9 protein-coding genes are annotated in these 12968 nt (G+C 70.6%); 6 read left to right on the top strand and 3 right to left on the bottom strand.

The genetic code is table 11. The features are described 5' to 3' along the window. The first annotated feature begins 432 nt into the window (after positions 1-432). The 3 genes from metH to RI578_RS31240 all read left to right on the top strand — a co-directional run bounded on the left by metH (position 433) and on the right by RI578_RS31240 (position 6831). On the top strand, positions 433-3945 hold the full coding sequence (metH, locus tag RI578_RS31230) for a methionine synthase (RefSeq protein WP_310874190.1): 3513 nt from the start codon (positions 433-435) through the stop codon (positions 3943-3945). A 139-nt stretch (positions 3946-4084) separates the two neighbouring features. After that, entirely contained in the window at positions 4085-4786 is a 702-nt protein-coding gene (locus RI578_RS31235) for an HAD family phosphatase (protein ID WP_310874191.1), read from the top strand. A gap of 443 nt (positions 4787-5229) precedes the next feature. Next, positions 5230-6831, top strand: coding sequence for an ABC transporter substrate-binding protein (locus RI578_RS31240; protein ID WP_310874192.1), 1602 nt, complete (start codon positions 5230-5232; stop codon positions 6829-6831). A gap of 105 nt (positions 6832-6936) precedes the next feature. Here the strand turns inward: RI578_RS31240 and RI578_RS31245 are convergent, their stop codons facing one another. Beyond that, complete coding sequence (locus RI578_RS31245) at positions 6937-7608, bottom strand: response regulator transcription factor (protein WP_121746033.1); 672 nt, start codon at positions 7606-7608, stop codon at positions 6937-6939. Between the two features lie 14 nt (positions 7609-7622). Continuing rightward, on the bottom strand, positions 7623-8627 hold the full coding sequence (locus RI578_RS31250; protein ID WP_310874193.1) for a RecB family exonuclease: 1005 nt from the start codon (positions 8625-8627) through the stop codon (positions 7623-7625). A gap of 174 nt (positions 8628-8801) precedes the next feature. Between RI578_RS31250 and RI578_RS31255 the strand changes: the two genes are divergently transcribed. The 3 genes from RI578_RS31255 to RI578_RS31265 all read left to right on the top strand — a co-directional run bounded on the left by RI578_RS31255 (position 8802) and on the right by RI578_RS31265 (position 12417). Beyond that, complete coding sequence (locus tag RI578_RS31255; protein ID WP_310874194.1) at positions 8802-10517, top strand: site-2 protease family protein; 1716 nt, start codon at positions 8802-8804, stop codon at positions 10515-10517. Between the two features lie 150 nt (positions 10518-10667). Next, the gene (locus RI578_RS31260) at positions 10668-11570 is read left to right on the top strand and encodes a tRNA (adenine-N1)-methyltransferase (RefSeq protein WP_310874195.1); all 903 of its coding nucleotides are present in this window, start codon (positions 10668-10670) and stop codon (positions 11568-11570) included. 268 nt (positions 11571-11838) lie between these two features. Continuing rightward, positions 11839-12417: a hypothetical protein gene (locus RI578_RS31265; protein WP_310874196.1), complete on the top strand. Its 579-nt coding sequence runs from the start codon at positions 11839-11841 to the stop codon at positions 12415-12417. Positions 12418-12490: 73 nt separating this feature from the next. On the opposite strand, the gene RI578_RS31270 is transcribed toward RI578_RS31265, so the two are convergent. Then, the gene (locus tag RI578_RS31270) at positions 12491-12796 is read right to left on the bottom strand and encodes a ferredoxin (RefSeq protein ID WP_310874197.1); all 306 of its coding nucleotides are present in this window, start codon (positions 12794-12796) and stop codon (positions 12491-12493) included. Between the last annotated feature and the right edge of the window lie 172 nt (positions 12797-12968).

The following is a 12968-nucleotide window of genomic DNA, read 5'->3' on the forward strand; positions in this document are numbered from 1 at the left end:
TCGGCAATGCCGAACACTACCGGTCGATGCCGACCTCCCGCTAATGGTCGGCGGGCAACTGTTGCACTCCGGCCACGTCCTGGCGGGCCGGGCCTGCGTCCCGGCCCGCCCATCAGCGGCCCATCGACCGCCTCCGGACCGCCCCGGGCGCGTCTCCGGACCGCTTCCGGAGCGCCCCCGGACCGTTCCCGGCCTGTCTCCGGACCGGCCCGGGCCCGTTTCCGGCCCGTCCCGGGGCCGGGATGTTCACCCCTTCGGCGGGCACCGTCGGCGGGCGTCCGCCCCGCCATACTCGTCCGTCTCGTGGACGCCCCGACCATCAGCCCCCGGTCCCGGCTACCCTGGCGGCGTGCGTTCTCCCCCGGGACGTTCCCAGCGGACGGCACCGGGCAGCGCAAAGCCGACAGCCGTCGCATCCTAGGGAGCCCTTTCATGGCCTCGTCGCCATCCACCCCGTCCGCCGACACCCGGACCCGTGCGTCCGCCCTGCGCGAGGCACTCGCCACCCGTGTGGTGGTGGCCGACGGTGCGATGGGCACCATGTTGCAGGCGCAGAACCCGACGCTGGACGACTTCCAGCAGTTGGAGGGCTGCAACGAGATCCTGAATCTGACCCGGCCCGACATCGTGCGTTCGGTGCACGAGGAGTACTACGCGGCCGGCGTGGACTGTGTGGAGACGAACACCTTCGGTGCGAACCACTCGGCGCTGGGGGAGTACGACATTCCCGAGCGTGTGCACGAGTTGTCGGAGGCGGGTGCGCGGGTGGCCCGTGAGGTGGCCGACGAGTTCGCCGCGCGGGACGGCCGGCAGCGGTGGGTGCTGGGCTCCATGGGCCCGGGCACGAAGCTGCCGACCCTGGGCCATGCCCCGTACACCGTTCTGCGCGATGCCTATCAGCGCAACGCGGAGGGTCTGGTCGCCGGCGGCGCGGACGCGCTGCTGGTGGAGACGACGCAGGACCTGCTGCAGACGAAGGCGTCGGTGCTGGGTGCGCGGCGCGCGCTGGACGCCCTGGGGCTGGACGTGCCGGTGATCTGCTCGGTGACGGTGGAGACGACCGGGACGATGCTGCTGGGCTCGGAGATCGGTGCGGCGCTGACGGCGCTGGAGCCGCTGGGTATCGACATGATCGGTCTGAACTGCGCGACCGGTCCGGCGGAGATGAGCGAGCACCTGCGCTACCTCGCCCGGCACTCGCGTGTTCCGCTGTCGTGCATGCCCAACGCGGGTCTGCCGGTCCTGGGCAAGGACGGTGCGCACTATCCGCTGACCGCGCCGGAGCTGGCGGACGCGCAGGAGACGTTCGTGCGCGAGTACGGCCTGTCCCTGGTCGGCGGCTGCTGCGGCACCACGCCCGAGCACCTGCGCCAGGTGGTGGAGCGAGTCCGCGAGACCACGCCGACCGCCCGCGACCCACGTCCCGAACCCGGCGCGGCCTCCCTCTACCAGACGGTGCCGTTCCGGCAGGACACCTCCTACCTGGCGATCGGTGAGCGGACCAACGCCAATGGGTCGAAGAAGTTCCGTGAGGCGATGCTGGAGGGCCGCTGGGACGACTGTGTGGAGATGGCCCGGGACCAGATCCGTGAGGGCGCGCACATGCTGGACCTGTGTGTGGACTACGTCGGCCGCGACGGGGTCGCCGACATGGAGGAGCTGGCCGGGCGGTTCGCGACCGCGTCGACGCTGCCGGTCGTCCTGGACTCCACCGAGGTCGACGTCATCCGGGCCGGGCTGGAGAAGCTGGGCGGCCGGGCGGTGATCAACTCGGTCAACTACGAGGACGGCGACGGCCCCGAGTCCCGTTTCGCGAAGGTGACCAGGCTGGCGCGGGAGCACGGGGCGGCGCTGATCGCGCTGACCATCGACGAGGTGGGCCAGGCCCGCACCGCTCAGAAGAAGGTCGAGATCGCCGAGCGGCTGATCGGCGACCTGACCGGGAACTGGGGCATTCACGAGTCGGACATCCTCGTGGACTGTCTGACCTTCACGATCTGCACCGGTCAGGAGGAGTCCCGGGGTGACGGTGTCGCCACCATCGAGGGCATCCGTGAGCTCAAGCGCCGTCACCCGGACGTGCAGACCACGCTGGGGCTGTCGAACATCTCGTTCGGGCTGAACCCGGCTGCCCGGATCCTGCTCAACTCGGTGTTCCTGGACGAGTGTGTGAAGGCGGGTCTGGACTCGGCGATCGTGCACGCCTCGAAGATCCTGCCGATCGCGCGGTTCGACGAGGAGCAGGTCACCACGGCCCTGGACCTGATCTACGACCGTCGCCGGGAGGGCTATGACCCGCTGCAGAAGCTGATGGCGCTGTTCGAGGGTGCCACGGCCAAGTCGCTGCGGGCTTCCAAGGCCGACGAGCTGGCCGCCCTGCCGCTGGACGAGCGCCTCAAGCGCCGCATCATCGACGGCGAGAAGAACGGCCTGGAGGCCGACCTGGACGAAGCCCTGACACAGCGTCCGGCGTTGGACATCGTCAACGAGACGCTGCTGGACGGCATGAAGGTGGTCGGTGAGCTGTTCGGTTCCGGGCAGATGCAGCTGCCGTTCGTGCTCCAGTCCGCGGAGGTCATGAAGACCGCGGTGGCCCATCTGGAGCCGCACATGGAGAAGACCGACGACGACGGCAAGGGCACGATCGTGCTGGCCACCGTCCGCGGCGACGTCCATGACATCGGCAAGAACCTCGTCGACATCATCCTGTCCAACAACGGCTACAACGTCGTCAACCTCGGTATCAAGCAGCCGGTCTCCGCGATCCTGGAGGCGGCCAGTGAGCACCGTGCCGATGTCATCGGGATGTCCGGGCTCCTGGTCAAGTCCACGGTGATCATGAAGGAGAACCTGGAGGAGCTCAACCAGCGCAAGCTGGCCGCCGACTACCCCGTCATCCTCGGCGGCGCCGCGCTCACCCGCGCCTACGTCGAACAGGACCTCCACGAGATCTACGACGGCGAGGTCCGCTACGCCCGTGACGCGTTCGAGGGCCTGCGGCTGATGGACGCCCTGATCGGCATCAAGCGCGGCGTGCCCGGCGCGAAACTGCCCGAACTGCGCCAGCGCCGGGTCCGCGCCGCCGCGGTGGAGGTCGAGGAGCGTCCCGAGGAGGGCCATGTCCGCTCCGACGTCGCCACCGACAACCCGGTCCCCGAGCCGCCCTTCCGGGGCACGCGCGTCGTCAAGGGCATCCAGCTCAAGGAGTACGCGTCCTGGCTCGACGAGGGCGCCCTGTTCAAGGGCCAGTGGGGCCTGAAGCAGGCCAGGACCGGCGAGGGACCCTCGTACGAGGAACTGGTCGAGTCCGAGGGCCGGCCGCGACTGCGCGGGCTGCTGGACCGGCTCCAGACGGAGAACCTGCTGGAAGCGGCCGTGGTCTACGGCTACTTCCCGTGCGTCTCCAAGGACGACGACCTGATCGTCCTCGACGAGGCCGGCAACGAGCGCACCAGGTTCACGTTCCCGCGCCAGCGGCGCGGCCGGCGCCTGTGCCTGGCCGACTTCTTCCGCCCGGAGGAGTCCGGCGAGATCGACGTGGTCGGCTTCCAGGTCGTCACCGTCGGCTCCCGGATCGGCGAGGAGACGGCCCGGATGTTCCAGGCCAACGCCTACCGCGACTACCTCGAACTGCACGGCCTGTCCGTACAGCTCGCCGAGGCCCTCGCCGAGTACTGGCACGCCCGCGTCCGCTCCGAGCTCGGTTTCGCCGGGGAGGACCCCGCCGAGATGGAGGACATGTTCGCCCTGAAGTACCGGGGCGCCCGCTTCTCCCTCGGCTACGGCGCCTGTCCGGACCTGGAGGACCGCGCCAAGATCGCCGACCTGCTCCAGCCGGAGCGCATCGGCGTCCACCTGTCGGAGGAGTTCCAGCTCCATCCCGAGCAGTCCACCGACGCCATCGTGATCCACCACCCGGAGGCGAAGTACTTCAACGCCCGCTGAGGCGCCGTGGGACGCCTCCGTGCCGCTTCGGCGGCCACACCAGGCGTTCCTGTCTCGCACGACGTACACTGGTCGGTCCACCGCAGGCCGGTTCCCTTTGTGGGAACCGGCCTGATCGTCCCTTCAAGGAGGTACGTGGATGACCAGTACGGTCCCCGCGCTCGGAACCCGTACGGCCGAAGGCTCAGCCCTCCAGGCAGTGCTCCTCGACATGGACGGCACCCTGGTGGACACCGAGGGCTTCTGGTGGGACGTCGAGGCCGAGGTCTTCGCCTCCCTCGGCCACACCCTCGACGACTCCTGGCGCCACGTGGTCGTCGGCGGCCCCATGAGCCGCAGCGCTGGATTCCTGATCGAGGCCACCGGGGCCGACATCACCCTCGCCGAACTCAGCGTGCTGCTCAACGACGGCTTCGAGAAGCGCATCGGCCGTACCCTGCCGCTCATGCCGGGAGCCGCCCGGCTGCTCGCGGAACTCTCCGCGCACGAGATCCCCACGGCCCTGGTCTCCGCCTCGCACCGGCGCATCATCGACCGCGTGCTGACCTCGCTGGGGCCCCAGCACTTCGGCCTCACCGTCGCGGGCGACGAGGTGCCGCGCACCAAGCCCCACCCGGACCCGTACCTGGCCGCCGCGGCCGGCCTCGGGGTGGACCCGGCCCGGTGCGCCGTCGTCGAGGACACCGCGACCGGGGTCGCCGCCGCAGAGGCCGCCGGCTGCCACGTCGTGGCCGTTCCCTCCGTCGCTCCCATCACCCCGGCCGTACGCCGCACGGTGGTCGACTCGCTGGAAGAAGTCGACCTGACATTTCTGCGCGGTCTGATGACACAAATGCGCTAGGCGTTCACCCAGCGTGGGGCGGCGTTAACGCGGCAATTCCCGGAACATCCGCGGGAGACCACGGGGGGCGCCCGGCGGGGGAATTCCGCCGCTCCGGATGGCCGAATTCAGGTACTCGCCGGCAGAAGCTGATGTGTGACGTTCGCCACGTTGTCAGGGGTCGACAGGGTGGCGCAGGTGTGCTGGCTCGCGCCTGGCGAACGTTGTCGAGGCGCCCTTGTGTCCTGATTGGTGAAACCCTGCACTAATCCTTCCACTGTCGGGTTTTCGGTGTGTCCACGACCGGTTTCGCTCTGTGATGAGTCCTCAACTCCGGTGGCTGCGAGCCCCCGTGCGGGCGCGGACTAATCTCGTCGCGAGAACATCGGCCACTACCCCCGTGATCCGCCGCGACACCCCTGCATGCCGGATACACGGACCGACAGCTCTGGAGAAACTCGAGCATGAACCGCAAGACTTTGGTGCTGCCGGCCGTCGTCGGCCTGCTCGCGCCGGTGCTCGCCGCCTGCGGCGGGTCCGACAGCGGCAGTGGCGGGGACGCGATCGTCGTCGGCACCACGGACCGGTTCACCGCCTCGGAGGAGGCACCCGCGCCCTTCGACCCGGCGTACGCCTACGATGTCGGCTCCTGGAACATCCTGCGTCAGACCACGCAGACCCTGATGATCCAGCCCCGCGGCGACGGTGAACCCGTACCCGAGGCGGCCGAGAAGTGCGGATTCACCGATACCGGCAACGAGCGCTATGCCTGCACCCTGCGCGACGGCCTGAAGTTCGCCAACGGAGACGCCGTCACCGCGGAGGACGTGAAGTTCTCCATCGAGCGTGCCCTGTCCATCAAGGCCGACAGCCAGGTGTACGGCCTGCTGTCGACCGTCGACACCGTCGAGACGCAGGGCGACCGCGAGGTCATCTTCCACCTCAACACCGCCGACGCCACCTTCCCGTTCAAGCTGTCGACCCCGGTCGCGGGCATCGTCAACCCGGACGACTACGAGAAGGGCAAGCTGCGCGAGGGCTTCGAGCTGACCGGCTCCGGCCCGTACACCATGAAGGCCGAGGTCAAGAACGACGAGATGACCAAGGCCGTGTTCACCAAGAACCCCGACTACAAGGGGAGCCTGAAGGTGAACAACGACAAGGTCGAGATGGTGTCGTTCGACGACGCCGAGGCCATGGGCGCCGCGCTCGACAAGGGTGACATCGACGTGATGACGCGTGCGATGACGCCGGACCAGATCCGGAAGCTCTCCAACGCCACGGATGGCGACGTCGACCTGATCGAGGTGGCCGGCCTCGAGATCCGCTACCTGGGCTTCAACACGGACGCGCCGACGGTGAAGGACAAGGCCGTCCGCCAGGCGATGGCCCAGCTCATCAACCGCAGCGAACTCGTCTCCGAGGTCTACGGCTCCCAGGCCGAGCCGCTGTACTCGATGGTCCCGGCCAGCATCACCGGTCACTCCAACTCGTTCTTCAACAAGTACGGCGACCCGAGCGTGGACAAGGCCAAGGGGATGCTGGAGGACGCCGGCATCAAGACGCCGGTGAAGCTGACCATGCACTACACGACGGACCACTACGGTGCCGCGACCAAGCAGGAGTTCGAGCAGCTCCAGAAGCAGCTGAACGACAGCGGTCTCTTCGACATCGACATCAAGGGCACGCCCTGGGACAAGTTCCGCCCGGCGGAGCTGAAGGGCGAGTACGACGTCTTCGGCATGGGCTGGTTCCCCGACTTCCCGGACGCGGACAGCTTCATCGCGCCGTTCCTCGACAAGGACAACACCCTCAACTCGCCGTACGCGAACCCGGAGATCAGGAACACCCTGATCCCCGAGTCCCGTCGCGAGGCCGACCGGCTCTCCGCCGTGGACAGCCTCACCGAGATCCAGGACATCACCGCCACCGACGTCCCGGTGATCCCGCTGTGGCAGGGCAAGCAGTACGTCGCCGCCGGGGACGACGTCACGGGCACGGCCTACGTGCTCAACTCCTCCTCGACGCTCCAGCTGTGGGAGCTGGGCCGGGGTGTGAGCGGCTGACGTCCCGCCGGACAGAACCGAAGGGCGCCCTCTTCTCGCGGGAAGAGGGCGCCCTTCGGGTTTCGTACGCGCCGGTGTCGCGCGTCGGGACGGGTGTCGAGCGGTCTACTGCGCGCCGGGGCGGACCAGGCCGCTCTCGTACGCGTACACCGCGGCCTGCACCCGGTCACGCAGACCCAGCTTGGTCAGCACATGACCCACGTGTGTCTTCACGGTGGTCTCACTGACGAAGAGGTCGGCGGCGATCTCCGCGTTGGACAGGCCGCGGGCCACCAGCTTCAGCACCTCCACCTCACGCTCGGTCAGCGTGTGCAGCGCGTCCGGCACCGGCTCGTCGCCGGACGGCAGGTGGGTGGCGTACTTGTCGAGCAGCCGCCTGGTGATGCTCGGCGCGAGCATCGCCTCGCCGCTCGCCACCACGCGGATCGCCTGCACCAGTTCGTTGGCCGGGGCGTCCTTCAGCAGGAAACCGCTGGCGCCCGCCTTCAACGCCTCCACGACGTACTCGTCGAGGTCGAAGGTGGTCAGCACCAGCACCTTCGCCGGGCCGTCCCGCTCGGGCCCGGTGATCTGCCGGGTCGCCTCCACACCGTCCATCCGCGGCATGCGGATGTCCATCAGCACCACATCGGGCTGCAGGGCCCGCACCTGGTCGAGTGCTTGGAGGCCGTCTCCGGCCTCGCCGACGACAGCGATGTCCTGCTCGGCCTCAAGAATCATCCGGAAGCCGGTGCGCAGCAGCGGCTGGTCGTCGACCAGTAGGACGCGGATGGCCACGTAAGTCTCCTTCGCTAGTCCGGTCCCATTCTGCCCTGCTCGGTGCCGCCGGAGTCGGCCGCCCTCACCGGCAGCGGATAGGGCGGGGGAGTGCCGCCGAACTCCGGGCAGTGCGCCTGGTGATCGCACCAGCCGCACAGCTTGGTGGGACGCGGCCGCCAGTCGCCCGTCTCGGTCGCCAGCCGGATGGCCTCCCACAGCGCCAGCAGCTTGCGCTCGACCCGCTCCAGATCGGCGAGGACCGGGTCGTACGTGAGCACGTCGCCGCTGCCGAGATAGACGAGTTGCAGGCGGCGCGGGACGACCTTCCTCAGCCGCCACACCACCAGCGCGTAGAACTTCATCTGGAACAGCGCGCCCTCCGCGTACTGCGGCCGGGGCGCCTTGCCCGTCTTGTAGTCGACGATCCGCACCTCGCCGGTGGGTGCCACGTCGACCCGGTCGATGATGCCGCGCAGGCGCAGCCCGGACTCCAGCTCGGCCTCGACGAACAGCTCGCGCTCGGCGGGCTCCAGCCGGCTCGGGTCCTCCAGGGTGAACCAGCGCTCCACGAGCTGTTCCGCCTCGCCGAGCCACCGAGCCAGCCGCTCGCCCTCCGGGTCGTCCGCGAACAGCTCGTCCACCTCTGGCCTGCTCTCCCGCAGCCGGTCCCACTGGCCCGGGACCAGCGCCTTCGCCTGCGGTGCCGTGCGCTCGGCCGCCGGGGCGTCGAAGAGCCGCTCGAGCACCGCGTGCACCAGGGTGCCCCTCGTCGCCGCCTCGCTCGGCTTCTCCGGCAGGCGGTCGATGACCCGGAACCGGTACAGCAACGGGCACTGCATGAAGTCGCCGGCCCGGGAGGGCGAGAGCGAGGCCGGCGCTATGGCCACGGGCACGGGTGAGGGGACGGCGGCCGCCGCCGGGTCCACCGCCGGGTCCACCGCCGGGTCCACCGTCGCGTCTCCGTGGTCCGCCACCGTCGCCGCCGGTCGGGCGGGTCCGCCGGCGTCCTCCGCGACATCCTCGATGCTCGTCTCCATGCCCACAGACCTTACGGCCCGCCACTGACAGTGACCCGGCCGGCGGCCGTGACCCGTGCGACGGAAGGGAAGGACAGGGGTGCCGGGGCGGAACGGTCCGCGACGGACGCATACCATCGACACGAGACCCTCTCGCCCGGCAGGCGCGGGAGACGCTTCGAACGAGGGGACACCGTGGACGTGAGCGGCGGGAGCGGGCAGCCGCGGTCCGGCAACGACGAGTCGGCCGAGCCCCAGGCAGGACCCACGGCCCCGGCCGCCGAGCCCGCGCAGCCGGGCCCCGCGGACTCCAGCCCGCCCGAGCAGACGCCGGGCCGCCCGTCGCAGGGTCCCGAGACGCCGGGCCGTCCGTCGCCGGATCCCGAGACGCCGGATCCCGAGACGCCGGGCCGCCCGTCGCCGGGTCCCGAGACGCTACGGAAGAACACCGCGGGAGCCACCGCACGGAACGAGCCCGCACCGAACGAGCCCGCCCGGAACACCCCGCAGGACCCCGCCCCGGCCCCGACCCCGCCCCCGAACTCGCCGTCCCCGTCCCGCGAGGCCGACCCCGTCGGCTCCCCGCGGCGCCCGGTGCCCGAGCACGCCGGCGCGGGCGACGCGCAGGGCGGGCAGGCCCCGGGCGGGGACGGCGCCGGCCAACCGTCCACCGGGCCGTCCGTGAACGGCGCGGGCAGTCCTGACGGTCGCGAGGCCCACACCAAGGTCGGCCCCGGTCCCGGCCGGCCCCCGCAGCGGAAGCCGGAGCCCGGGGGCGGGCTGCTGATGGGCAGGCCCTTCGGCGTGCCCGTGTACGTCGCGCCGAGCTGGTTCCTGGTCGCCGCCCTGATCACCTGGGTGTTCGGCGGTCAGCTCGACCGCGTGCTGCCCGGGCTGGGCGGCGCCCGCTACCTGGTCGCCCTCTTCTTCGCGGTCGCCTTCTACGCCTCCGTCCTCGTCCACGAGCTGGCCCACACCGTCGCCGCCCTCCGCTTCAAGCTCCCGGTCCGCCGCATCCAGCTCCAGTTCTTCGGCGGCGTCTCCGAGATCGAGAAGGAGGCCGAGACCCCCGGCCGCGAGTTCGTGCTGGCCTTCGTCGGCCCCGTGCTCTCCCTCGTCCTCGCCGGCGTCTTCTACGCCGCCCTGCTGCCCGTCGAGCCCGACAGCGTCCCCGGCGTCCTGCTGGCCGGCCTGATGGTCTCCAACCTCCTCGTGGCCGCCTTCAACCTGCTGCCCGGCCTTCCCCTCGACGGCGGCCGGATGCTCCGCGCCGTCGTCTGGAAGATCACCGGCAAGCCGATGCACGGCACGATCGCCGCCGCCTGGGTCGGCCGGGCCCTCGCCATCGCCGTGCTGGTCGGCCTGCCGCTGCTCACCCAGTCCCTCGGTTCCGGCGCCGCGGACGACGTCGGCATGGACACCGTCCTGGACGCCCTGCTCGCCGCGATCCTCGCCGCGATCATCTGGACCGGCGCCGGGAACAGTCTGCGCATGGCCCGCCTGCGCGAACACCTCCCGGAGCTGCGCGCCCGCGCCCTCACCAGGCGCGCCGTCCCCGTCCCGGCCGACACCCCGCTCTCCGAGGCGCTGCGCCGCGCCAACGCCTCCGGGGCCCGCGCCCTGGTCGTCGTCGACGGCGACGGCACCCCCGTCTCGCTGGTCCGCGAGGCCGCCATCGTCGGCGTGCCCGAGCACCGGCGCCCCTGGGTGGCGGTCAGCACCCTCGCCCAGGACCTCACCGACGGCATGCGCCTGTCGGCCGAACTGTCCGGCGAGGAACTCCTGGACGCTCTGCGCGCCAACCCGGCCACCGAGTACCTGGTGGTCGAGGAGACCGGCGAGATCTACGGCGTGCTGTCCGCGGCCGACGTCGAGCGGGCCTTCGTCAAGGCCATGGCAAGGCCCAGCTGAACGCGTCCCGGAGGGGCGCGGGGCTGTGACAACAGCGGCTCCGCCGCGGGGCGCGAGCAACCCCATACGGCCCGCGCCGTTCGCACGCACCGCGGCCACCACCCTCCTACGCTGGTCAAGCCCCCGGCGGGGAACCGGTAGGCTGGTCACATGTCCGAACCGACCGGTGCCGCCCGCAGGCGCGGGCCCTTCAAGGTCGGGGACCAGGTTCAGCTGACCGACCCCAAGGGCCGCCACTACACGTTCACGCTCGAGGCCGGGAAGAACTTCCACACCCACAAGGGTTCCTTCCCCCACGACGAACTGATCGGTGCTCCCGAGGGCAGCGTTGTCCGCACCACCGGGAACGTCGCCTACCTCGCGCTGCGCCCCCTGCTCCCCGACTACGTCCTGTCCATGCCCCGCGGGGCAGCCGTCGTCTACCCGAAGGACGCGGGGCAGATCCTCGCCTTCGCCGACATCTTCCCCGGCGCACGCGTCGTGGAGGCCGGTGTGGGCTCCGGCTCCCTCAGCAGCTTCCTGCTGCGCGCCATCGGCGACCAGGGCATGCTGCACTCCTACGAGCGCCGCGAGGACTTCGCCGAGATCGCCCAGCAGAACGTGGAGCGCTACTTCGGCGGCCCGCACCCCGCCTGGCAGCTCACCGTCGGCGACCTCCAGGACAACCTGTCCGACACCGACGTCGACCGCGTCATCCTCGACATGCTCGCCCCCTGGGAGTGCCTGGACGTCGTCAAGAAGGCGCTCGTGCCCGGCGGCATCCTGTGCTGCTACGTCGCGACGACGACCCAGCTCGCCCGAACCGTCGAGTCCATCCGCGAGATCGGCTGCTTCAACGAGCCGACCTCCTGGGAGACGATGATCCGCAACTGGCACGTCGAGGGCCTGGCCGTCCGCCCGGACCACCGGATGATCGGCCACACCGGCTTCCTGCTGACCGCCCGCCGCCTCGCGGACGGCGTCGAGCCGCCCATGCGCCGCCGCCGCCCCGCCAAGGGCGCCTACGGCGAGGACTACGAGGGCCCCAACGCCGGCGGAGGCTCCGGCCGCTGAGGCGGCCCGTGCCGCGAACAACGTACAGGCGCCGTGGTGGAGTTCCCGAGACCCTTCGGGAACTCCACCACGGCGCTTTCGTGTTGACCGGGGCCCGCGGCTCGACCGGGCCCCGAGGCCTCGACCGGGTCCCGCGGCCGAACCCGGAGACGCGGTGCGGAACGGCGCAGCCCGGCCGACTACCCACCCCGCCGTTCCCCCGCACTGTGACGTGTGGCACGATGCTGGCCACCCCCCGCCGGCACAGCCCTCACAGGAGACACTCCTCGTGCAGCACCCCGCCGTTCCGGATCTGTCACACACCCACGCCCGCCCGATCCACTGGGTCGCCACCGCCACGGCCCTCGCCGGTGTGGTGGCCCTCTCCTCGGTCCTTCAGCCCGACGCCGCGACGGCGGCGCAGACCGCCGCGCCCGAGACGAAGAACGCCCCGGCGCACGGGACCCCGCCAGATCCGGCGGCCGTCGCCTTTCCCCTGGAGTGCGGTCCGGTCAAGGCAGTCGTGCAGAAGAAGGCCTCCGGCGACCTCGACGGCGACGGCCGGCCCGAGACGGTGGCCGTCGTGCACTGCGACGCGCCCATGGGGACCCCGCCCGACGGGGTGTACGTCATCACGCGGGACTCCGACGGCGGCAAGCCCCGCGTCGTGGCCACCCTCGTGAACCCCCGGGACCGCCGGACGGTCACCGACTTCGCGGTGCGCGGCGGCGCCGTCCACGCCACGCTTCTCGGCTACTCGACGGCCGACGTGCCCAGTTGCTGCCCCGACGTCACGGACGACGTGAAGTGGCAGTGGGAGAACGGTGCGTTCGTCCGCGACGCGCCGTCCCAGGCGCGGACCGTTTGACCGCCGTCCTGCGACGGATGGTGTGACACATCAGACAGCGGTCACGGAGCGTGCGGATTGAGTCACGGTTTGGTCACTCTGCGTCCGGACCGTAGACCTCGGCCCTGTCCGAAACGCGACGTACGTGGATGCACTCGCCCGGACACTCCTTCGCGGAGTCGACCACGTCCGTGAGAAGCGGCAACGGCACGGGCGTTGTCGCTCCAGCGGCCTGCAGAAGCTCGTCGTCCGCGCCCTTGACGTAGGCCAGACCGTCGATGTCCAGCTCGAACACCTCGGGCGCGTACTGGGCGCAGATGCCGTCGCCGGTACACAGGTCCTGATCGATCCAGACCTCCAGTGCCTCGCCGTCGACTCCGGCCTCCTGCTGCACGGTCATCTCTCCTGCCGTTTCCTGCGCCGAGCCGTTCGGGAATCCGGCCAGCTCTGACGGGTGTTGAACGCTTCGACCCTACCTCCGGCTGGGTTCCACTCACGTTCCGTGGGTATTCCCCTGGCGTGAGGGAGAGCGCAAGGGTGAAGATCGGACACACCCCGACAGTCTTTGTGAT

It is taken from the genome of Streptomyces sp. BB1-1-1 (assembly GCF_031597775.1).
Lineage (GTDB): Bacteria > Actinomycetota > Actinomycetes > Streptomycetales > Streptomycetaceae > Streptomyces > Streptomyces thinghirensis.

Excerpts from the sequence above, each read along its gene's own strand:
- RI578_RS31270 (WP_310874197.1), bottom strand. The coding sequence starts at position 12,796 with ATGACCGTGCAGCAGGAGGCCGGAGTCGACGGCGAGGCACTGGAGGTC.
- RI578_RS31240 (WP_310874192.1), top strand. The coding sequence starts at position 5,230 with ATGAACCGCAAGACTTTGGTGCTGCCGGCCGTCGTCGGCCTGCTCGCG.
- RI578_RS31250 (WP_310874193.1), bottom strand. The coding sequence starts at position 8,627 with ATGGAGACGAGCATCGAGGATGTCGCGGAGGACGCCGGCGGACCCGCC.
- RI578_RS31235 (WP_310874191.1), top strand. The coding sequence starts at position 4,085 with ATGACCAGTACGGTCCCCGCGCTCGGAACCCGTACGGCCGAAGGCTCA.
- RI578_RS31260 (WP_310874195.1), top strand. The coding sequence starts at position 10,668 with ATGTCCGAACCGACCGGTGCCGCCCGCAGGCGCGGGCCCTTCAAGGTC.
- metH (WP_310874190.1), top strand. The coding sequence starts at position 433 with ATGGCCTCGTCGCCATCCACCCCGTCCGCCGACACCCGGACCCGTGCG.